At 61.6% G+C, this 21958-nt stretch carries 14 protein-coding genes; 3 read left to right on the top strand and 11 right to left on the bottom strand.

Features of this window, described 5'->3' with window-relative positions; all coding sequences use genetic code 11:
* Positions 1 to 6: 6 nt before the first annotated feature.
* Complete coding sequence (locus IE125_RS03215) at positions 7 to 1323, bottom strand: M18 family aminopeptidase (RefSeq protein WP_189443120.1); 1317 nt, start codon at positions 1321 to 1323, stop codon at positions 7 to 9.
* 131 nt (positions 1324 to 1454) lie between these two features.
* Here IE125_RS03215 and IE125_RS03220 point away from each other — a divergent pair, with 131 nt between their 5' ends.
* From IE125_RS03220 to IE125_RS03230, 3 genes are all read left to right on the top strand, one after another.
* Entirely contained in the window at positions 1455 to 3533 is a 2079-nt protein-coding gene (locus IE125_RS03220) for a carboxy terminal-processing peptidase (protein WP_189443201.1), read from the top strand.
* A 254-nt stretch (positions 3534 to 3787) separates the two neighbouring features.
* Positions 3788 to 5491, top strand: a complete 1704-nt coding sequence (gene ligB, locus IE125_RS03225; RefSeq protein ID WP_189443121.1) for an NAD-dependent DNA ligase LigB — start codon at positions 3788 to 3790, stop codon at positions 5489 to 5491.
* 225 nt (positions 5492 to 5716) lie between these two features.
* Positions 5717 to 7015, top strand: a complete 1299-nt coding sequence (locus tag IE125_RS03230; RefSeq protein WP_189443122.1) for a capsular polysaccharide export protein, LipB/KpsS family — start codon at positions 5717 to 5719, stop codon at positions 7013 to 7015.
* A gap of 176 nt (positions 7016 to 7191) precedes the next feature.
* Here the strand turns inward: IE125_RS03230 and IE125_RS03235 are convergent, their stop codons facing one another.
* The 10 genes from IE125_RS03235 to rfbA form a co-directional block, all read right to left on the bottom strand.
* Entirely contained in the window at positions 7192 to 8142 is a 951-nt protein-coding gene (locus IE125_RS03235; protein WP_189443123.1) for a glycosyltransferase family 2 protein, read from the bottom strand.
* A 73-nt stretch (positions 8143 to 8215) separates the two neighbouring features.
* Entirely contained in the window at positions 8216 to 9244 is a 1029-nt protein-coding gene (locus tag IE125_RS03240; RefSeq protein WP_229808887.1) for a glycosyltransferase family protein, read from the bottom strand.
* A 45-nt stretch (positions 9245 to 9289) separates the two neighbouring features.
* Positions 9290 to 11641 carry a glycosyltransferase family 2 protein gene (locus IE125_RS03245; protein WP_189443124.1) on the bottom strand — a complete coding sequence of 784 codons (2352 nt, stop codon included), beginning with the start codon at positions 11639 to 11641 and terminating at the stop codon, positions 9290 to 9292.
* Between the two features lie 10 nt (positions 11642 to 11651).
* Positions 11652 to 13511 carry a glycosyltransferase family 2 protein gene (locus tag IE125_RS03250; RefSeq protein WP_189443125.1) on the bottom strand — a complete coding sequence of 620 codons (1860 nt, stop codon included), beginning with the start codon at positions 13509 to 13511 and terminating at the stop codon, positions 11652 to 11654.
* Entirely contained in the window at positions 13495 to 14586 is a 1092-nt protein-coding gene (locus tag IE125_RS03255) for a glycosyltransferase family protein (RefSeq protein ID WP_189443126.1), read from the bottom strand. Before IE125_RS03255 ends, IE125_RS03250 begins: the two co-directional genes overlap by 17 nt.
* Positions 14587 to 14594: 8 nt before the next feature.
* On the bottom strand, positions 14595 to 16961 hold the full coding sequence (locus IE125_RS03260; protein WP_229808888.1) for a rhamnan synthesis F family protein: 2367 nt from the start codon (positions 16959 to 16961) through the stop codon (positions 14595 to 14597).
* Between the two features lie 35 nt (positions 16962 to 16996).
* Positions 16997 to 18043: an HAD family hydrolase gene (locus IE125_RS03265; protein ID WP_189443127.1), complete on the bottom strand. Its 1047-nt coding sequence runs from the start codon at positions 18041 to 18043 to the stop codon at positions 16997 to 16999.
* 798 nt (positions 18044 to 18841) lie between these two features.
* On the bottom strand, positions 18842 to 20191 hold the full coding sequence (locus IE125_RS03270) for a UDP-glucose dehydrogenase family protein (RefSeq protein WP_189443128.1): 1350 nt from the start codon (positions 20189 to 20191) through the stop codon (positions 18842 to 18844).
* A gap of 159 nt (positions 20192 to 20350) precedes the next feature.
* Positions 20351 to 20896, bottom strand: a complete 546-nt coding sequence (rfbC, locus tag IE125_RS03275; RefSeq protein WP_189443129.1) for a dTDP-4-dehydrorhamnose 3,5-epimerase — start codon at positions 20894 to 20896, stop codon at positions 20351 to 20353.
* A 106-nt stretch (positions 20897 to 21002) separates the two neighbouring features.
* The gene (gene rfbA / locus IE125_RS03280) at positions 21003 to 21896 is read right to left on the bottom strand and encodes a glucose-1-phosphate thymidylyltransferase RfbA (protein WP_189443130.1); all 894 of its coding nucleotides are present in this window, start codon (positions 21894 to 21896) and stop codon (positions 21003 to 21005) included.
* Between the last annotated feature and the right edge of the window lie 62 nt (positions 21897 to 21958).

Consider the following 21958-nt stretch of genomic DNA (forward strand, 5'->3'; position numbering starts at 1 on the left):
GACATCTCAGTCAATATCCAAGCAGGATCGATCGAAAAACGCCACCAGCGCCCGAATCAGATACTCGGGATCGCGGGTGCCGGCCGTTTCCCGAATCGAGTGCATGCCGAACTGGGGCACGCCGACGTCGATAGTGGGCACACCGAGTTCCGTCGCGGTGATCGGGCCGATGGTGCTGCCGCAGCCCATGTCGGCCCGCGTCACGAATTGCTGCACCGGCACATCGGCTTCACGACAGAGCTCCCGGAACAGCGCGCCAGTCGCGCTGTTCGTGGCATAGCGCTGGCTGGCATTGACCTTGATGACCGGCCCGGCATTGATCAAAGGGCCGTGATGCGGGTCGTGCTTGTCGGCGAAGTTGGGGTGGACGGCGTGGGCGTTGTCGCAGGAGATCATCAGCGAGCGCTGGATCAGGCGGACGAAGCCCTCGTCGCCGGTCTCCCCCAGCGCAGCATTGACGCGTCGCAGGACATCGGCGAGGAAAGGCCCCTGGGCACCGCAGGCGCTGGCGCTGCCGACTTCTTCATGATCGTTGGCGACGAACACCGCGCCCTCTTCCCCGCTGGCCCCCAGCAGCGCTTCCACGCCGATGAAGCACGACAGCAGATTATCGAGCCGTGCGCTCGCCAGCAGTTCGCCGTTGATACCGACTCGAGACGGCGGCTGGATATCGTAGAAGCCCAGTTCGAAGTCGACGATCTCGCACCCTTCGAGGCCGTGCTCGCGCGCGATCCACTGCTTGAGCAGGCGGTCGAGATCCGGCGCGTTGCCGCCCTGCATCAGCAGCGGCGCCATCTGCGTCTGCGCATTGAGGGGGCGGCCGCTGTTCGCCTCGCGGTCGAGGTGAATCGCCAGGCTGGGAATGATGGCGATCGGCTCGTCGACATTGAGCAGAACGCCTTGCAGTCCGCCGTCAGCTCGACGAACATGCACTCGCCCCGCCAGGCCCAGATCGCGATCGAACCAGGGGGCAAGCAAGGCGCCGCCGTAGACCTGCACGCCCAGTTGCAGCCACCCCTTGTTGACGATCGCCGGCTCGGGCTTGAGCCGCAGTGCAGGGCTATCGGTGTGCGCGCCGACCATTCGCAACGCGGTGAGCGGCGCGCGCGGCAGCTGCAGCGCAACGATGGCACTGTCGTTGCGCGTCACGTAGATCTTGTCACCGGGCGAGAGTTCCCAACGATCGGTCTCGCTCAGCGGGCGATAGCCGGCGGCCTCGAGACGCGCGGCCAGGTTGGCGGTGGCATGCCAGGGAGACGGCGAGCGCTTCAGAAAATCGATCAAACGATCAACGAGAGCCGTGTCGGCGGAGTGGTCGGACATGGGTTTCCTTGGATGTCGGTCTGTAGTCGAACGGACGGACTGCTACAATCAATGCCGGACCTGAAAAAGATTCATGGATCCGGTGGTCTTCTAGGGAACAGAGTGTACAGGAAACCGGGAGTGCTTCATTGATGACCCTGATTGTCGCCGCTCGGCACGCGGCCATGTGTTTGCTACTGCTGGCATGGAGCGTCGTTGCGCTGGCCGGTCCTACCCCCACGGACGATCAGCGCCAGGCGGCGGTCGAAGTCGCCGAAGCGCTGCAGTACGGTTCCTACGCTGAGGTCGATCTGGACGATGAATGGTCCAAGCGTGCCTTCAAGCGCTTTCTCGATGTACTGGATCCGCAGCGCGCCTTCCTGCTTCAGCGCGATATCGACAATTTCGCCGACCTGGAAACCAGCCTCGACGATGCGGTCAAATCGGGCGATCTCGAACGAGTCTATGCCTTCTATTCACGCTATCAGGACCGCGTCGAAGCCCGCGAGCAGTGGCTGGTCGATCGCGTCGACCAGGGCCTCGACTACCGTTATGACAGCAGCGACAGACTGGCGACGGATCGGAGCAATGACTCCTGGCCGGGTAGCGAGGAGGAGCTCGACGAGCTCTGGAACAAGCGTCTGGAAAACGCGGCCCTGACCCTGTCGCTCAGCGATCAATCTCCAGACGAGATCAAGAAGACACTGCACGACCGCTACGCCAATCAGCTCAATCGCGTGCGCCAGACCAACGCCGAAGATGTTCTCGTCCTGTTGATGTCGGCGGTCACCGGCACGGTCGATCCGCACACGGAGTACCTCTCGCCGCAGCAGGGCGAGTCCTTCGATATCCAGATGCGCCTCTCGCTGGAAGGGATCGGTGCGCTGCTGCAAAACGATGGCGAATACGTCAAGGTCTCGAGCCTGGTCCCCGGCGGCCCTGCGGACAAGAGCGGCGTGCTGCAGCCGGCCGACCGCATCGTGGCCGTCGGTCAGGGTGAGAGCGGTGAGATGACCAATGTGGTCGGCATGCGCCTCGACGACGTCGTCGATCTGATTCGTGGCGCCAAGGGATCGACCGTGCGCCTCGAGATCATCCCGGCCAAGGCCGTCGACGTTACCCGGACCCACACGATCAAGATCGTTCGCGACACGGTCAAGCTCGAGGATCAGGCCGCCCACAGCAAGGTCGAGACGATCCAGCGCGGTGGCGAGACCCACAAGATCGGGGTGATCACCGTTCCCGCCTTCTACGTCGACTTCGATGCCTGGCAGGCCGGCAAGAAGGACTATCGCAGCACCACGCGAGACGTGGCGAAGGAGATCACCAAGTTGAAGGCGCAGAATATCGAGGGCATCGTGCTCGACCTGCGCAACGACGGCGGCGGCGCCTTGCAGGAAGCCAACTCGATGATTGGCCTGTTTATCGATCGTGGCCCCACGGTTCAGGTCCGCGACGCCCAGGGCAGGATCAACCTCTACGGCGACACGGATGCCGGCGTCGCCTACGAGGGTCCGCTGGCGGTACTGGTCAACCGCCTTTCGGCTTCCGCGTCTGAGATATTCGCCGGTGCGATTCAGGATTACGGTCGCGGCCTGATCATCGGCAGCCGCACTTTCGGCAAAGGCACGGTACAGACGCTCAGTGATCTCAGCCATGGCCAGATCAAGCTGACTCGCGCCAAGTTCTACCGTATCTCCGGCGAGAGCACGCAGCACCGTGGCGTCGAGCCGGATATTCTCTATCCGAGCCTCCTCGACCCCGACGAGATCGGCGAAAGCTCGCTCGACAATGCCCTGCCGTGGGATCGGGTTCGCCCGGTGCAGTACCGTCTCTACGGCCAGCCGTGGAAGTACCTCGAAGCACTACAGGACCGCCACGACAAACGCATCGCTGACGACCCCGACTTCGTCTACCTCGAGAAGCAGGCACAGCTGAGCAAACGCCTGCGGGAGCAGCAGACGAGCATCAGCCTCAACAAGGAGCAACGCCAGCGCGAGATGGACGCCCAGGAAAGCGAGCAGCTGGCCCTGGAGAATCAGCGCCGGCGTGCCCTGGGCCAGAAGCAGCTAGACAGCTGGGCCGAGGCTCGCGAACAGGACGACGACACCGGCAAAGGAGAAGACGAAGCCGCCGACTCCGACAGCGCCGAGCCAATCGATCGTGCCGAGCTGCAGGAAACCTCGCAGATTCTCCTCGACTACGCCCAGCTCAAGTCGGGATCGAGCTGATCCGGGAAGCTGACGGGCCCTCGACGGCGCCAGGCTCTGAAACGCGTTATAGACCCCGCCCAATGGCGGGGTCTTTCATGTGGGCAGATTTCTCGCCTCCCGACATCCCCCGCCCTGAGCCTCCACCCCCTGCTCTGCGGGCGCATGACGACGGCTCGGCAATCGGCTAACGCCAGCGGCTTGGCAAAATACGAGCTTCAGAAAGCCAGTCACCGGTCGTAGTAATCAGAGAGCCCTCAACAACGACAAGATCGATGCACCTTCTTCGGCTGACCACTGCGACTCTCGCGGCGCTTCTCTGGATCGCGCCTGTCTCTGGCGCCCCGGCTTACGCTGCCGAGCCTTGCCCGCCCGGCGACCGTGCTGCACAAGACGACGCCTACACGGCGCTCACCGCACAGATTCAGCGCTGGGATGAAGCCTACTATCATCATGGCCGGCGACTCGTGAACGACGGTGTCTACGATGAGGCCAAACGGCGGCAACGCCGTTGGCAGCGCTGCCTGCTTCCCGAGGCCGCGGCATTGGCGGCGCCGACGCCCGGCAGCGATACCGACTCGCTCACACCCCCCTACGTGCAGACGGGCCTCGATAAATTACCGGACCGGCATGCCGTGGCAGCCTGGTTGCGGGTACAACCCTCCGGTCCGCTCTGGATACAGCCCAAGGTCGACGGTGTTGCCGTATCACTGCTCTATCGCCAGGGCCGGCTGGTCTCCGTCATCAGTCGCGGCGACGGCACCCGCGGCCAGAACTGGACCAGCGCCGTGCAGCAGATCAAAGCCGTTCCCCAGCGCATTCCGGTGACAGCGCCGGTCACGCTTCAGGGCGAACTGTATCAACGCTTGCCCGCGCATCGTCAGGCACGAGATGGCGGTGCACTGGCTCGTTCTGTCGTCGCCGGATGGATGGCGCGGGACGAACTGCCCGGAGAAGCCGTACGCGATATCGGCTTCTTCCCCTGGGCCTGGCCGGACGGACCCACCAACGGTCAACAGCGACTCGACCAGTTGACCTCCATGGGCTTCGTCGACACGGCGCGCCTTACCCACCAGGTCGAAACTCTCGATGACGTCATGCGCTGGCGAGACCGCTGGTATCACGCGCCACTGCCCTTCGCGTCCGATGGCGTCGTCATTAAACGCGCGACGCGTCCCGCCGGTCGTCTCTGGCAGGCGTCTCCGCCCGACTGGGCGATTGCCTGGAAATATCCCGCGGCGCAGACGCTGGCGGTGGTCGATTCGGTCACTGTCTCTGTCGGTCGCACCGGAAAAATGACCCCGGTTGCACGACTGCGACCCGTCGAACTGGACGATCGAGAGATCAGTGCCGTCAGCCTCGGCTCGGTCGATCACTGGAGAGAGCTGGACGTTCGTCCGGGCGATCAGGTCCTGCTATCGCTCGCCGGCGCCACCATTCCGCACCTCGATCATGTGGCGATCGCGGCCTCACCCCGCCCCGCACAGAAATTCCCCGACGAGACACGCTATGGCCCTCTGACCTGTCTACGCCTCACGGCCGGCTGTCGCGAGCAGTTTCTGGCACGACTGACCTGGCTCGGTAGCGGCGAAGGCCTCGACATGAACGGTATCGGGCCTGCTACCTGGGCCCAGCTTGTCGACGCCGATCTGGTCACAGACTTGCTGGAATGGCGCCAATTGACGCCAACGACCCTGCGAACGCTGCCTGGCGTGGGATCGACGCGGGCGCACCAGTGGATGTCGACATTCCAGGAGGCCGAGCGCCGCGACCGTCGCCAGTGGATGCTGGCGCTCGGCCTGCCACCGCTGCCGGAGGCCATTCGTGAACAGGCACTCAAAGCGACGCCGGCACAGCTTCGCCAGCGCTCGGAAGCCGCATGGGAAGCCTATCCCGGCGTCGGCGCCGTCGGCGCGAGAGAGCTGTGTGCCTTCTTCCGGAACTCGGAGATCGATCGATTGATCTCGGCCTGGCGCTGAACGTCGACAGCGTCATGTCTTTCCGCTCAGCCTTCTCATACCTTCACGAACGGATTAACCCCACCCGGAAATCACAAAAAGGCGCCATGGCGGCAGCGTTTCACCACGTTAGAGTCGAGGCAAGGATCATCCCCGCTCGCGGCGCCATGAGTCGGCGTCGGGAACGGCAGCCCTGTCGACAACGACATGCGATGAAGATCCTATCGCCAAGAGGGGTCGAACATCATGTTTCCCGCCAGACGCGCCTATCTCTTTCTGCAGGGGCCGCGCTCGTTCTTTTTCCAGCAACTCGGCCAGCGCCTGATCGACGACGGTCACCGTGTGGTCAAGGTGCAGTTCAGCGTGGCCGATCATCATTACTGGCGGCTGGGCGGCAGCCACGCCTTCCACGAGCCGTGGCCGCTGCTCGGCGACTTCATTGCCGAGCTTTGGCAGCGCTACGAGATCACCGATCAGGTTGCGTTCGGCGACTGCTCCCCACTGCATCAAGGAGTGCTTCGCACGGCGCGTCGCCGGGGAATCCGTAATCACGTCTTCGCGCCGGGATATTTTCAGCCTTACTGGCTGACGCTCGAGCGGGAGGGTGTCGACGGTTATTCACTGCTGCCGAGAGACCCCGGTTGGTATTACGAGACAGGCGCCACGATCGCGCATTCGCTGCCGGGACGGCCTTTCGATGCCGGTCGCCCCCGGTCGCGACTCCCTGCCCGAGTCATGGATGGAATGGTCAACCTCGTGGATCCGCTCCTCTTTCGCCAGGCCTACCGCGCGGTCGACCGGGCCAACGCCGTCTACGCGAGTCGCATGAGCCCGGTTTCGATCACCACCCAGGCGTCGCGCCGACCGGCATCGAGTGCAAACCGCGATTTTCCGCGGCAGAGCCGACGATTGTGGCATCGCTGTGAAACCTTCCTGCAGGCACGAAAGCCCTTTTATCTGCTCTCCCTTCCTGCGAGTCAGGACCCGAGACTGACGCGTCATTCGCCGTTCACCGACGCCACGCAGCTGCTGACGGCAGCGTTGGCCTCGTTTGCGCAGTTTGCGCCAGGGCGCAGCCGGCTGGCGATATTGGATGGCGAGATCGGCTCTCGCTCACGTCGACGCCAGATCGAGGCGCTGGTGCTTCAGCATGGGCTGGCAACGCGAGTGACCCACCTCCATGCCGCGTCATTGCCTAAGCTGATCGACCATGCTTCGGGGCTGGTGACCGTCGGCGGCAGCGACGGTACGCTGGCCCTGGCACGCGAATGCCCGACGCTGGCGTTGGGCAACACACCCTATCGAATGCCGGGACTGGCAACGGCCATCGCCATGGACGACTTCTGGATGCATCCGATGGCGCCGGATGCACAGCTGTTTCGCCGATTCTCTTCCGTTGTCATGCACGCCACACAGATCAACGGCGATTTCCACGTCCGCGAAGGTCGCGATCTGGCCGTCATCAACGCGGCACATCATCTCACGGCCAGCGTCTCGCCCCTGGAGCAACTACTCTGCGACTCGCGGCTGCTGGTCGCCTCCTGATCGTCGTCTTACGCTTCGCTATTGCCTCCCTCCTTCCTGCCTAGCGGGGATGTCGAGCGGCAACGATGCGTCGACTCCACACACCAAGGCGACAAGACCCAACCCGGTCAGCGCTGCCGAAACGCAAGAGGCCGGGCAAATAGCCCGGCCTCTTGATTGGCAATGATGGGTGGTTCTTACTCGTCGGCAGTCGCCAGCGCCTTGCCGATGTCCATCCGCGGCTTGACCATCAACTTGGTGAAAGCCATCAGCACCATCTCCTCGATACCCGGCCCCATCTGGCGGCGCAGCTCCTCATAGTCGCTGTAGCTGGGCTCCGGAGCCACGCACATCTCGAAGAAGTGCTGGCGATTGATATGCGGATTGTCGATGAAGAACTGGCTCAGCCGGTTGTGCTTCTCCTGCTTCGCTGCGCTGGAAACGTAGTTGCCGATCCGTTCGAAAAACTGTTCCACGCTGCGCAGCGGCAGATGATAGATACAGGCTTCCCACTCCCGCGCAAAGTTCATGATCTCCGCCTCCGGCTCCAGCGGGGCGTCGTCCTTTTTCGACATCAGCCAGTGAAATCCCATATGTAGTCGATGACTCTGGCGGTGAACGAACAGCGCCTTGGTGTCGGAAGCCTGCTCGCCCAGCGACCAGTATTCCGCCTCGAGCAACTTGCCCTGGAGATCACGCTGGTAAGCGATCTTCTGCTGGCAGATCACGTTGATCCACGGCAGGCGGAAGTAGAAACGCTTGAGATTGTCTTCACCGGGAAAACGCTGTGCGAACGCGGTGTAGAAAGCCTTGATCGAAGCGCCCTTGCGGAAGGTCAGGAACTCGTCGGCGTCGAAGCCGAAGACGACGTTGTAGCAATCTTTCTTCAGATAGAGCTCCAGCGCGCCGTTGATGTAATCCGCCTTGCGCCGCGAGAAGCCCTGCTCGTCTTCTATCTCGACGAAGGCAATCTCCTTCTCGGGGAATCGATCGCGAAGGTTGGCCACGCACTCACGCAGAAACTCGTGCTCGATATGGCTGATCACGATCAGTCGGTCGAACCCGATACGAAGATGGTGAAGAAGAGAGGCATAGACGACATCCTCCTCGCCTCGCACCATCGTGATGGCGGTAAATTCAATGTTCATGCGCAGCTTTCCCGTCGTTATTGGTGAATTCTTTGAAATCGGTCGCGATGGCACCATCGGCGTGATGTCGTGATCAGCGCCTGACCCACCAGAACGCCCTCGCTTTCTCGGGGTTACCGATCTCCATTGCCTTGCGCGCCGCGTTCTGAGCCATCAGCCGGGCAAGCCCGGGATCATCCACGAGCGTCTGCACCGCGCTGCGCCAGGCGTCCGGTGTGTCCTCCACCAGCAGACCATCTTCACCATGAGAGACGATCTCACGGTAGGGGGAACGCGCGCTGTATAGACCCACGCTGCCCATGGCGGCATGATCGAGAAACTTGATGTGGCTCTTGCCCGCGTTGAATGGCGTATCGCGCATGGGTGCGACGCTGATATGCAGACGCTGGCGATTGCGATAGCGCTGAAAGGCACGCCACCCCATCGGTTTCGGTGTCCTGACGCGCTCGAGGCCACGCAGCGACGCTGGCGAGTATCCACCCAGCATGATCTCGAAGGTCAATGTGGTATTGCGCCGATGCAGGTCGAGCAGCGCCGGCGTAATGTTCTCGAGATCGGCAAGATGCGCTCGCGAGCCGTGAAAGCCGACGCAGGAGGCGCTCGCACGGAAGTGCTCGTAACTCGGCGTCGGCGCGATCAGCGGCGGCATGAGCAGAGACACCGATTCGTGGCGCCTGGCAAAGTGTCGCGCCAACGGCTCACAGCTGGCGATCACTTCATCGGCCAGGGCCAGCAGGCGAGGCTGCAGATGATCGGAAACATGCGCCATGCGCCGCCGATAGGTCTCCGGTAGCTCCACGTCCAGCGCCGCAGCGGCGATGTCATCGTCGATCAGGTAGCGGATCGAGGCGACTCGAGCCCGATTGGCCTCGAGCCAGGAGATCCAGGCCCCGTTGAGCGAGCGACACACCAGGATATGCGCGTTGCGCAGTTCACCGACCAGCCACGGCATGCACATCACCGGCAACCGCCAGTAACTGGTATCGATGCGCTTGACCTCGATACCCCGAGACTGCAGCCAGGGTGCCACCGACTTCAGAAAATAAATGTCTTCGGTCGGGCAGGTTCCATCACTCAACACCACCCAGCGCGGATAGCTCATGATCTGTCCCCCTTCAAGGCTTCGATAGCGGTTGTCGCAGCGCCTTCAGCGCAGCGAAAAATCTTCATGGATCAGCGTCAGATTCGGGTGATAGGCCGGGTCATCGAACAGCCGATGACGCCAGCGCCTGCGCATGTACTCCGCTTCACTGGCGGCGCGTGCACGCTTGACGCTGGTGTCGTCGGCACCGCGAGAGACCGACTCGTGGTGAACGAGCTCGGCGAATGGCGTCCACAGATTGCGCAGCCCGAGTTCGTCGACCTTCAGGCAGAAATCGACGTCGTTGAAGGCGACCGCGAGGTTCTCCTCGTCCAGCCCCCCCACCGCATCGAACGTTTCACGGCGAACCACCAGGCAGGCAGCGGTCACCGCCGAGTAGTTCTGCACGACGTGAAGCCGAGTGAAATAACCGGGTTCGTGGCGCGAGAAGTACTTGTGCGCGTGGCCGGCGACACCGCCGACACCCAGCACTACGCCCGCATGCTGAATCGTGCCGTTGGGGTAATAGAGCTTCGCGCCGACACACCCGATGTCGGGTCGCATGGCTTGAGCGACCATCTCCTCCAGCCAATCGCCGTGAAGTGGCTCGACGTCGTTGTTGAGCAACCCGATCACCTCGCCATTCGCCTGGCGGGCGCCGAAATTGTTGATCGCCGAGTAATTGAACGGATGCGGCCACCGCAGGACCCGAACCCGCGCATCGCGCTGAATATCCGAGAGAAACGCCAGCGTCTCCGGGCACGTCGAGCCGTTGTCGAGGATCAACACCTCGAGTCGCGGATAGCGGGTCTTGTCCAGAATCGCTTCGAGGCAAGGCCGCAACATGGCGATCTGATCACGCGTCGGAATCAGCAGACTGACCAGCGGTGCGGGGTCCGGCAGTGGCCAGCGAACACGATAGGTATTGGGAAACCTGCCGTGCTCGATGCGGGCACCGGGCGCCGTCCGCGCCAGGTGATCGCCTACGGCTTTCAGCCCTGCCTCGGCCGTGTAGCGCTTGGCCAGCGCTGCGCTGGCCGTCGAATCTCGCCCCGCATGCCAGTGGTAGAGCACCTGAGGAATTCTCACGATCTGTTCGGCACGAGCATCGGCGGTCACGCGCAGCGCCAGGTCGTGATCCTGGCTCCCCTCGTATCCTTGGCGAAAGCCGCCCACCGCCGTGATCCGTTCACGTCGATAGACGCCAAGGTGAGAAACGTAGTTCTGCCCCAGCAACAGATCCGGATTCCAGGCGGGCTTGAAATGCGGCTCGTAGCGGTTGCCAGAAGCATCCACCTTGTCTTCGTCGCTGTAGAGCAAGACCGCATTCGGCGTGAGCTGAAGAGCTTCGACCACATGATAGAGCGCTGTCGGCCGCAGCTGATCGTCATGATCGAGCAGTGCCACGAACTCGCCTTTCGCCAGCGCCAGCGCGCTGTTGCTGGCCGCACAGATATGACCGTTGCGGGGGCGAAACTCGATCTCGATCCGTGAGTCCAGCGCTGCCGCCTGCTTCAGCAACGCGTGAATTCGGGGATTTCTGGAGGCATCGTCGGCGATGCAGAGCTGCCAGTTCGGATAGGCCTGCCCTCTCACCGAGTCCAGGCAGCGCTCGAGATCAGCCGGCTTCGGGTCGTGGACAGGCAGGACGATCGAGACGAGCGGCCGATAGGTGAACGCGGCCATACGCGTCTGCAGGTCTTCCGGAGACAGCACCGGCTGCTGCGTCAGCCATTCGCGGTAGCTCTGGCGTGCGCAGTGGCGTACAAACGTCTCTTCGTACTGATGCAGCGCCAGCTCGCGCCAGGCGAGCCCGTCCTCGCAAGCCTGCTGTTTGAGTCTCTCGATCACCCGATGCTTGGGCGTTTCGAGCCAATCCTGGTGAAGATTGGCGAGCCGCTGTGCCAGGCGGTCATGGGCGAAACCCGGTGTCAGCCAGATCAGGCGAAAACGGTCGACCTTGAACTGCCCCGCGGTCTCCAACGGGTCGAGCCGCAGCGCCCGAGTGCCCGGTTTGATGAAGCAGAGTCTTTTGGAGATACGACCCGGCCGCAGAGTGAGATAGTGACTCTCGGCTTCATTGAATCCGGCGCCGGTATCGACGTACAGGCGAATCGATGCGCTTGGCTGATCATGTCGGATTGATACCTCGAGCATGTTCCAGCCCGGCAGCGGCAGCTGACCACGACAGGCGAATTGCGGGTCGTTATCGAGTGATCGCCATTCGTAGCCCTGGCCACTGTCATCATCGCCAACAACACCGTCCCTCTCGAGACCGGTGGAGACGCGTTCCAGCTGATGAATGGCCTTGAGCCGCGGCTGGCAGACCAGCCGCATCGTGCCGATCAGCGCAAGCCACCGATACCAGGCATCAGTCTGGTATCTTGGCGCGCGAAAGGGTGGCAATAATCGTGTCATGGCCTTCACCTCATGGCTCCAGCGATGTCTGCGGTTGCTCGACACACTCGATCTGCAGGCTGCCGAGCGATTGCTGCGTCATGATCGTGCGCACGTCCACTTTGTCACCCGGCTTGGCCTTCAGCGGCAGATGAAATCCGACATAAGCACCGCGGGGAGCCCCCCAGCGCAAAAACCCGGGACGCAGCGCGTTCGCCAGACATCGCCCGACTCGCTGGTCGTTGACCCTAACCTCCAGCTCGACAGGACTGTCATCCTCCGACCACCATGCCCAGCCCACCACGCGGTCAGCCTGGCACTGCTGAATCGCGCCGTGCGCGAACGGCTGTCCCGATGCCCGAAGCGCGACACGCCGCGAGAATATCTCCTCGGCACGTGCATACAGCTCGAAGTCCTGACCGTTGAGCCGACGAATCGCCTGCTCATCCTCCGGCTCGATGTCATAGATATGATCGACGCTGGCGTGACCGAGGTTCTCGGCCATGTTCTCGATGTCCCACCCATAGAGCGCGTTGAGCAGCTCGAGTGATTCCGCGTAGCGCTCGGTCAGTCCGATCAGGCCAAGCGCCTCCAGTCGCGTCGCTTCCAGAAAACTGCTCTGGCGATTGATCATGTCGCGACGCTGATAAAATGCGGAAAAGCTGTCCTCGAAACCGTGGTGGCGAACGAAGTGGTGATACTCCGACGCCAGGCGTTGAAGCGGCTCGCGCACGAACGCAAAGCAGTTTCGCAGCCCGGCCAGATGGGCGTATTTTTCGAGCTTCACGTGCCCGCCGAGCATCTGGACGCCGCGCGCCTCCATGATCTGCCAAAGACGCCACATGTCGCGGCGCTGGTAAGCCCAATGGGTCACGTCCGGCGCGGTCTCGCGCTGCGTTTCGCCGTAATCGTGCCAGACCTTCCCGTCGCCCAGCGCCTCCTTGGCGCCCAGACGAAAGCTCGTCCCGGCCGTCTTCGGAATGTGCACGAAGAACCGAGGCGGCCTCGGGTGCGCATCGCTCTCGGGAGCGAGATCGTGAGCATCCTGCGCCACGCGCTTGAGCAACGCGGGTGAGAGACTCACCCGCTCCTCGTTCATGTCGTGGTTGTGGAAGTAGTCCAGATCCCGCCTGTTGTCGGACGTCAGGTTATTGGACGCCATGTTGGCGCGTCCTCGCGGCATCTTGGTATCGACGAACTCCTCGAACGACTTGATGTTGTAGTGATAGACCTTGATCGGCGTATCGATGACCGCCTCGGTGCGGCCGGCATCGGCCTTGGCGCCGAGAAACTCGGCAGCCTCGCCCTTGCCCGTGAGATAGCGATATCCCGGCTTGAGCTTCGCGGTGTGGGCGGTCATCGACTCGACATGTGCCGGTTTGACGATCGACTTGACGTGACGATTCACCGCTCTATCGCAGCGACTGGCGAGCGAGAAGCGAGCGAGGACGCCTCCCGGCTGGCGGAACTGCATGCCGGCGGAGCCGAAGATGCGCCAGTTGATCGCCACAGCACCGACGTCATCCGGCGCCAGCAGCGGTTCGAGCCATTCCAGCGGACGATCGCAGTAGGGATGCACGATGAATTCGTCGACGTCGATGAACGTCAAGTAGCGAACCTCTGTACCCCAGGTCTCCAGCACGTGCTGGTACCACAGCGTCTGCGCGCGGTCTTCGGGCGTCCACCTTTCGGTGGTGACCAGCCCCTGAGACTGCCATTTGGAGAGAAGAAGCTCTGTCCCGTCGTCGCTGCCGTTATCGGCGATGTAGAAGTGCTCGAAACCGATCAGCCGGTGATAGGCAATCCACTCGGCAAGGTATTGCCACTCGTTCTTGACGATGGCAACGATGGCATGGCGATAACGCGGTCCACGACTATGGCGTGCTTTCATCAGCTTTCATTCCCAGGCAACGAGAACTCGACGCGGTCGAGCCCAGCACCGGGCCAACATCCACTCGATCACGGTAAATGAACCGAGTAATGGCCCGAATCTTTCGATCGGTAATGGCTTCACCGAAGACGTCGGCCGCTTCGGCAAGACTTTTGAACTGCGGCTGGCTTGATGTGCAGGCCGCAAATAGCGCTTCGGCGAAATCATGAGCGATTACCGGCTCCCCCATCGTTTCCCCCATCGGCTCGTCATTGGCGGCTTCTGGCGTGTCGTGGGGCGAGCCCTTTGCCGCCGCTCGCGTCAGCGCCCGTCGCATCGGTCCGGTCAGCCGCTCACGAAACTGGTCGGGGTTGCGCAGCGGCACGTGATAGACGCAAGCTCCGCTCTGCTCGACGAAACCCGCGGCCAGCGGGTCAGGCTCGACCGGCACATCCTTCTCGCCGCGGAATGCCTGGTGATAGGCCATGTGCACGCGGGTCGCCGGGCGTTTGCGAAACAGCACCTTGTGTCGGCTGTTCTCGCGGCTGTCGACACACAGATAGTCACCGGCCAGAAACTGCGCGCTCAAATCCTGTTGCCGATAGCGATCGACGCTGCTCGCCCGCTTTGGAATCAGGTTGAGCCAGGGCAGTGCAAAGCACTCCGTCGCCGCGCCCCATTTCGTGCCCATGGGCAGCGTGCTCAGAAACGCCGCGTGAAATTCACCAATCGTCGGGTAACGCCCGAGCGACAGAAATTCATCGGCATCGAAGCAATAGACGAAATTGTCCTCGTCACCGTCGAGAAACAGCGAAAGCGCCCGGTTGACATAGAACGCCTTGCGCCGCCCGAAATGACCGCGACTCTCGAGCTCCACCAGGTCGATTTCGACCTCTGGAAATGCGCCGCGCAGCCGGTCGATGCAGCGACGCAGGAACTCGTGCTCCAGGTAGCTGATCACGATCAAGCGTTGAAAACCGAGTCGCGCATGATGCAGAAGCGACGACCAGACAATATCGCTTTCGCCACGCACCATCGTCAGCGCCGTGAAGCGAGCGGCTCTGGCGATGGGGTCGACACGGGAGTACGCCGGCACTTGATCGGTTACTCGCCGATGAACGGATTACGGCCGACTTCGCTGATCAGGCGGCCCCATTTCAAGATCTGCATCTCGTCGAGCGCATCGGCGCCATGCAAGACGCTCGGGAAACCCAGGGCCTGCCATTTATCCATCGGATGCAGGATATGGAACGTGGTCAGCCCGAGATCCCCAGGCATCTGCGCGTCCGCCACCACGTTGTCACCGATATGCAGATGACGGGTGATGCCCTCGTTGGCCAGGTCCTGTTTCACCTTGTGCCACATCGTGCCGTTGTCCTTGCGCGCCTGCTCCTCGCTGGACACCATCAGGCGATAAGCAGCGGCCACCCCGGCCTTGCGCAACATCAACCCGACCTGCTCTCGGTTGTAGTAGCTGTCAGAGATCACCCAGAGAATGTGTCCCTGAGCCGACAGATGGTTGAACAGCTCGACCATTTCGTCCTTGGGTCGGATCATCTCGAGATCCAGCTCGTACTCCTGATCCATCCATAACTGGCCTTCCTGCCGAGAGACATCCAGAAGATCGGCGATCTCGTCATACACGGCTTCGATGCGCACGTCGCCCTGGAAATTGGCGCGCTTTCTCAGTGTCGATTCCGCGTCGTTCCGCAGTTTCACGAAAGCCTGGGCCGAGCTGACCAGCCCTTGCTCGGCCAGTCGCTTGCCAAGTTTCAGCTTGGCGTAGTCCGGAATCGTGTATTCGCGGCGGACCAAGGTATCGAAGACATCGAAGCTGATGCAGGCATGCGCCTGAATACTCGCCTGATGCTGCTCGAGACGGCCGTGATAGCTCGCGGTGATGTAGCCGTTGTCCGTGGTGAACTGCCCGGTCGGCGGGTAGAAGAACAGCTGGCGGTAGCCGAGATTTTCGGCCAGTGGCCCAAGCACCCGTTCCAGGGCATGAAGCATCGAGTTGTCGTTCGGCAGGGGTTCTTCCGGGAAGTCTTCGTAGGTCCATGACTGATCGAGAACGCCCTTCATCGCCCCGGGGCGAGACCAGAACATGCCGCCGGCCGGGTAGCTCAGGAATTCCGGGATATGGCCGAGCCCCAGTTTCTGCTGCCACTCGCGCATGAAGCCCTTGTTCATGGTCTGGTGATTGACCCAGGAAGGCATCATCCAGAACGTGGTCGGGTAGTAGAGGCCCAGCGTATCGTCGGCCGCGAAGGCGTTCAGCAGCCGCGTGATGACCGACGGATCGCGCAGCAGGTATTCGATCAGATACTCCGCCCACTGGGTCTGCTCCTTGCCCGAGTAGAGGGATTTCTTCGAATGGAGGTGGCAGAAAAGATCGTACTCTTGCAGTGCGTCACCGTACTCGACCAGCACCGGACCGAAATTGCGTCCACGATTGGGAACGACGCGCGTTTCGAGCTTGTTGACCTTGGCATGATCGCCAAAGGCAGCCTGAGCATGCGCTTCGAAGTCCGCGCTGGCGAGCGTCAGGAGAACGTCGACCTTGACCGGGAAGCGTGCGATCGCCTGGGCGAAGCGATCGAGGAAGTCGGGGTAGAAGACGTGCAGACAAAGCGCCACCTTGAGCTCGCCGGCCGCCTCGCTCAAGGTCGAGCCGGGGGCGACGATCTCGCGCGGGAACCAGCGCACCGTCGCCGGCACGTGCTGACGGCCTTCGCTCCGGCCGTGCAGCAGATAGTGCTGCAGCGGACTCTGCTGGGCATGGAAGACATCGATGTACATGCGATGATAGGTTTCGCTATCGAAACCGGGAGACGGATTCACCGGGGCGAATTGCGACTTCCTGATGTAATCGTCGAATGCCTCGCGCTGCGTCGCGAAGCGCAAGCCGTAGGTCGCCTGATACCAGGTGGGATCAAACAGCCCAGAACTCACCGCATCCATGAATGCCTGACTCATCATGGCGGCGTGGGCACCACCATCGCCCTGGGTGTCCCCGAGCGGCAGCGGTTCCTCGAGCGGCGATGCCAACTCCGGGCTCGGTGAAGCGGCTGGCTCTACCAGCGCTGACGTCTCGGCGCGCGAGCCGGACTCATCAGCGGCTTCGGCCTCTTCTTCCGGAGGTGGCGTTTCGGGGATCGTCAGTCCAAATCCGGGACGAGCATCAGCGGTCACGGCGTCATCATTGACAGCGAGCGACTCATCATTGACAGCGACCGACTCATCGACGATGACCGTCTCGGTAATGGTGATAAGGCTCTTCTCCTCGAGCGTCGGCGCTTCGCCGGCGGCCTCATCCCCACGTGCTTCGGCGCCCTCTTTCTCCGGCACGACGACGTTGTCATCGAGTCCGAGAAATTCGTCCGTCTCCAGCCGCTTTCGACGCGACTGGCCGTTGAGCTGTGTCTGGAACAGCCACGGTAGTAGCGAGATCATTTTTCCAGCTGGTTTCATGTGAGGCCCCCCGCTCTCTCGTTTATCTTTGGTGTTCAGATGGCGAACATCTGCATCGGATTGATCATGCCATTGCCGGCGATATCGTCATCGACGTTGAACAGGTGCCAGACATCATGTGGAATGCAATTCGGCTTGGTGGCAAACACTTCGTAGAGGTCCTGCACATCACCACGGGTGTAAGTCACCCCGTGGCGACGACACATGATGACGTGATCGATGGCGCCATCGAAGACGGTCTTCAAATCCTGGAAATGGCGCTGGGTCGCCGCCTCGCGTCCGTAGAAATACTCAAACTCGCCATTGCTCTTCTGACGCATGTCGACCATTTGTCCATGCGGCGCGGTCAGTAGACATTCGAACAGCAGCGAGCGATCCAGCATCGTGCAGCCCGAGCGCCACCCGACCCCCTCATGGAAGACGCCCTTGAGCAACGCTTGGTGATCGCCAACCGCTGTCTCGCCGGGCTTGGTAGCAATGAAGTAGAGCCCTGACGTGTCACGCTTCAACGTGTGGGTGAGTATTTTCTGGATGGTGCCGGAGTACCCCAGGTCAAGCATCAAAGGTCTTACGTGGGGATCCGTCAGGCCAGACCGCTCCAGGTAAGCCGTCAGTGCCCGGCGCGTCGGTGATACGACCGTCGTCAGTGCTTTCAGGTGTGGCGACAGCCATTCGAATACGGTGTCCTTGTCCTTCGGCAGCTCGCAGTTGAAACGCAGGAGCTCGATCGGCAGCGCCGAGAAAATCTCGTGGAGCTGAAGGCCAAAGCGCTTGCGCATCAAGTCGAGCACACTGCCGCTGAAGTCGTTGCCCAGGGCCATCCGCGTGATCGTCTCCGATCCCAGCATGGCGCGAAACAGCAGCGTACGAGAGACCCGCAGGTAGACAGGATCGCGAGGCAGGTCGATCGCGTGGTCTCGCTGCAGCCGTTTGAGCAGTCGGTGGAAGCACCAGCCCTCGCGTGCCAGACACACCGGAAGATGATCGGCGCCACTCGACTCGATCGCCTCCGCATAGACGTGAAGAGCGGGTCCCAGGAAAGTGGCTCCGAACTCGTGTAGTGCTCTGCTCTTGGCTTGCATGATGGTGCCTCGTCGTTTTAGCCGCGTGCTACGAAAGCCTCGCGGTTAGCAGTTTTTTAATTCGATTCGAATTCGATACCTGGGGCAGAACTGCCTCTAGGCCTGGCGAATACGGCGATACGATCGGTGCGACATCGCGGTCATGTTCTGCAATGGCCCGAACCCGAATGTCGGCATTACCTGACAGAAGTTTCGGCACCGAATGAATTCATCAACCAAGAGCAATATCGAATAGATAGATGTCACGGGGTTTTCAATGAGGAACTAAAAACCCTGGTGAAAAAGGATGAAAAAAGATCATCTAATTCAAAATAAAAAGCCATGAAAAACAGAACAACCGAAAACCAATCGACAAGTCATTGCTTTTGAGCGTGACGCCGTTAAAAGTAATAATGCGTAACGCAGAGACAACCTGATTCAACGACGCTGCTAGACTTTAGTCAGGTTAATCCTGACCCTCGACTTATTGAAGATGAATTTACTCATCGATATTCCCCACCACTCGATGAATGACTTAACAGTCCTTCACGAAGTCACCGAAAAACAGCGGACGCCGGGTTACATCACCTCACCATTCCATCGCCTGGAGCCGACATCACATCGGTCATGGCACCTTGCCCGTCAGAGGCTCGGCTCGAGGTCGTTCGGCGACCCTCGGGCCGAGAGTCACTGCCAGGCGTTGTTCGAAAAGCCGACGAGCGAACGTCAGACAAGGCAACATGGCGAAGGAGAAACAGGCTGACGCACCCGACGCTTGTTATCGCCGGATGAGCAAGCGCAGGACGCTTCGGGCATCACCTAGACAGCCGTTGCCAGCGGCATCGTCTTGCCACGGCCGACCGCGTAGTAGTCGATACCGGCATTCGCCATCGCTTCCGGGTCGAAGAGATTGCGACCATCGATCACGACGGGGTGAGATAGCTGCTCTCGGATCCAGCCGGCATCCAGCGTGCGGAACTCTTTCCACTCCGTGCACACCACCAGCGCATCGGCTTTCTTGACCGCCTGGACACGATCCGCGACCAGTACCAGGTCGTCCCGCTCGCCGTAGAGTCGACGGCACTCCTTCATCGCCTCCGGATCATAGGCTTGGACGACGGCGCCCTCCTCCCAGAGCCGCTCCATCAGTGCCCGGCTTGGCGCATCGCGCATGTCATCGGTCTCGGGCTTGAACGCAAGCCCCCACAGCGCGATGGTCTTGCCTGCCAGCTCACCGCCCAGCGCGTGGGAGAGCTTGTCGAACAGCGTCGATTTCTGACGCTTGTTGACCGCCTCGACCGCCTGCAGCAGCTCCGCCTGATAGCCGACCTTGCTCGCCGTGCGGGCCAGCGCCTGGACGTCCTTGGGGAAGCAGGAGCCACCATAGCCACAGCCTGGATAGATGAAGTGATAGCCGATACGCGGGTCCGACCCGATGCCACGGCGAACATCCTCGATGTCGGCGCCGAGCCGTTCGGCCAGATTGGCCATCTCGTTCATGAAACTGATCTTGGTCGCCAGCATGGCGTTGGCGGCATACTTCGTCAGTTCCGCCGCTCGCACGCTCATGAACATCAATTTTTCACGGTTGCGGTTGTAAGGGGCGTAGCACTCGCGCATCAGGTCGGCGACGCGATCCGAGTCGGTGCCGACAACAATGCGTGCGCCGCGGGTGAAGTCCTCCAGCGCAGAGCCCTCCTTGAGAAACTCCGGGTTGGAGCAGACGTCGAAGTCAAATTCCGCGACCCGCTCGGCGAGCACGCCTGCGATGCACGCACTGACCTTGTCAGCGGTGCCGACGGGAACCGTCGACTTGTCGATGACGACCTTGTAATCGTTCATGTACTGGCCGATGGTCGCCGCAACCGCCAGCACGTATTGCAGGTCAGCACTGCCATCCTCGTCAGGGGGTGTTCCGACCGCGATGAATTGCAGCACCCCGTGCTCGACCGCCTTACGAGCGTCGGTAGTGAAAGAGAGCCGCTGCGCCTCGACGTTGCGCAGCACCATCGATTCCAGGCCCGGCTCGTAGATCGGGATCTCGCCTTGAGTCAGACGATCGATCTTGCTCTGGTCGATATCGACGCAGACAACATCGTGGCCGACATCGGCCAGGCAGGTACCGGTCACCAGGCCAACATAACCGGTTCCGAAAACCGTGATCTTCATGAGCGATTCTCCATAAAGAGAGGGACCACCGGCAGGCAGCCCGAAAAACGACAGGACACAAGCTATCCGGCATGCCGGCATCAAAGCCGAATGCGGATCTTGAGCCAAGATGAGGAGAGCGGTGCCGAGGGAGCGGCTAGAGCGTTACTCGACGGCAACTCAGGCGAAGGTCGGCGTCTCGGCCAGCGATGCGCCGCGCTCGTCCTTGTCGGACGTGAGGGGACGCGGCCCCACCAGCGGCCAATCGATTGCCAGTGCCGGGTCTTGCCAGTGCAGGCTGTACTCGTCACCCGGGTTGTAATAGTCGCTGCATTTATACTGGAATTCGGCTTCGTCACTGGTGACATAGAAGCCGTGTGCGAATCCCGGCGGTACCCAGAGCATCTGCCGGTTATCTTCGTTGAGCAGTGCACCGACCCACTGGCCAAAGGTGGGAGAGCTGCGACGCAGATCCACCGCGACGTCGTAGACCTCGCCACGCGTCACACGAACCAGCTTTCCCTGGGGCTTCTCGAGCTGGTAGTGCAACCCGCGCAGAATGCCCTGGCCCGACTTGCTGTGGTTATCCTGCACGAAGGCATGGTCGCCGCAGTGCTCGGCGAATTCGCTGTGGCGAAACGTTTCGAGAAAGAATCCTCGCTCATCTCCAAAGACTTTCGGCGTCATCAGTACGACGTCGGGGATAGCCAGCTTTTCATAGTTCATCGGTCCTCTCCCGGCCGCTCGTGGGCCTTATCCAGTTGAACAGCCCGCTTCGCGCGATTGAACAGCCAGCTGCGCGCGATCGAATGGGAAACGCGGCACTGTCGTCTCAGGCGACGGAGCCACGCTTGAGATCCTCGAGCCGCTTGATCAGATACTGACCATAGCCGGTCTTCTTGAGTGCATGGGCTCGACCCGCCAGCTGATGCGTGTCGATCCAGCCCTGGTTCCAGGCGATCTCCTCGAGACAGGCGACCTTCAGGCCCTGGCGATGTTCGATCGTCTGCACATATTGCCCTGCCTCGAGCAGGCTATCGTGGGTACCGGTATCGAGCCAGGCGAAGCCACGACCGAGACGTTCCACACGCAGGTCTCCCCGCTCCAGATAAGCGTTATTGACGCTGGTAATCTCCAGTTCCCCTCGCGCCGAGGGCTTCACCTGCTTGGCGATATCGACCACGTCGTTGTCATAGAAGTAGAGCCCGGTCACGGCGTAGGGAGACTTCGGTTTGACCGGTTTCTCCTCGATCGACAGCGCTCGCCCGGTCTCGTCGAAATCGACGACGCCGAAGCGCTCGGGGTCCTTGACCAGGTAGCCGAAGACCGTCGCGCCCGTCTCCGCTTCCGAGGCTCGCTTGAGCTGCTCGGAGAAGTGCTGTCCGTGGAACAGGTTGTCGCCCAACACCAGGCAGACCGGATCGCTGCCGATGAAGCTGTCACCGATCAAAAACGCCTGTGCCAACCCGTCCGGCGATGGCTGCTCGGCATACTCGAAGCGCACGCCGAACTGCTCGCCGCTGCCGAGCAGGTGGCGATACTGCGGCAGGTCGACCGGTGTCGAGATGATCAGGATGTCGCGGATCCCCGCCAGCATGAGAGTCGAGATCGGGTAGTAGATCATCGGCTTGTCGTAGACTGGCAGCAGTTGCTTGGAGATGCCCTGCGTGATCGGGTGGAGTCGAGTGCCGGACCCGCCGGCGAGAATGATGCCCTTACGTGCCATGATCGTGCTCCTTTGCGCGGGCGGTATCGCCCGTCTTCTAGATGGAGAGTTTGGGAGGTCGG

The organism is Salinicola rhizosphaerae, assembly GCF_014652715.1.
In the GTDB taxonomy this organism is placed as follows: Bacteria; Pseudomonadota; Gammaproteobacteria; order Pseudomonadales; family Halomonadaceae; genus Salinicola; species Salinicola rhizosphaerae.

What these genes read in the sequence shown, in the direction of transcription:
- rfbA (WP_189443130.1), bottom strand. Translation starts at nt 21,896, where the DNA reads ATGGCACGTAAGGGCATCATTCTCGCCGGCGGGTCCGGCACTCGACTC.
- IE125_RS03220 (WP_189443201.1), top strand. Translation starts at nt 1,455, where the DNA reads ATGACCCTGATTGTCGCCGCTCGGCACGCGGCCATGTGTTTGCTACTG.
- IE125_RS03260 (WP_229808888.1), bottom strand. Translation starts at nt 16,961, where the DNA reads ATGAAACCAGCTGGAAAAATGATCTCGCTACTACCGTGGCTGTTCCAG.
- IE125_RS03250 (WP_189443125.1), bottom strand. Translation starts at nt 13,511, where the DNA reads ATGAAAGCACGCCATAGTCGTGGACCGCGTTATCGCCATGCCATCGTT.
- IE125_RS03245 (WP_189443124.1), bottom strand. Translation starts at nt 11,641, where the DNA reads ATGACACGATTATTGCCACCCTTTCGCGCGCCAAGATACCAGACTGAT.
- IE125_RS03230 (WP_189443122.1), top strand. Translation starts at nt 5,717, where the DNA reads ATGTTTCCCGCCAGACGCGCCTATCTCTTTCTGCAGGGGCCGCGCTCG.
- IE125_RS03235 (WP_189443123.1), bottom strand. Translation starts at nt 8,142, where the DNA reads ATGAACATTGAATTTACCGCCATCACGATGGTGCGAGGCGAGGAGGAT.
- IE125_RS03270 (WP_189443128.1), bottom strand. Translation starts at nt 20,191, where the DNA reads ATGAAGATCACGGTTTTCGGAACCGGTTATGTTGGCCTGGTGACCGGT.
- IE125_RS03265 (WP_189443127.1), bottom strand. Translation starts at nt 18,043, where the DNA reads ATGCAAGCCAAGAGCAGAGCACTACACGAGTTCGGAGCCACTTTCCTG.
- IE125_RS03215 (WP_189443120.1), bottom strand. Translation starts at nt 1,323, where the DNA reads ATGTCCGACCACTCCGCCGACACGGCTCTCGTTGATCGTTTGATCGAT.
- rfbC (WP_189443129.1), bottom strand. Translation starts at nt 20,896, where the DNA reads ATGAACTATGAAAAGCTGGCTATCCCCGACGTCGTACTGATGACGCCG.
- ligB (WP_189443121.1), top strand. Translation starts at nt 3,788, where the DNA reads ATGCACCTTCTTCGGCTGACCACTGCGACTCTCGCGGCGCTTCTCTGG.
- IE125_RS03240 (WP_229808887.1), bottom strand. Translation starts at nt 9,244, where the DNA reads ATGAGCTATCCGCGCTGGGTGGTGTTGAGTGATGGAACCTGCCCGACC.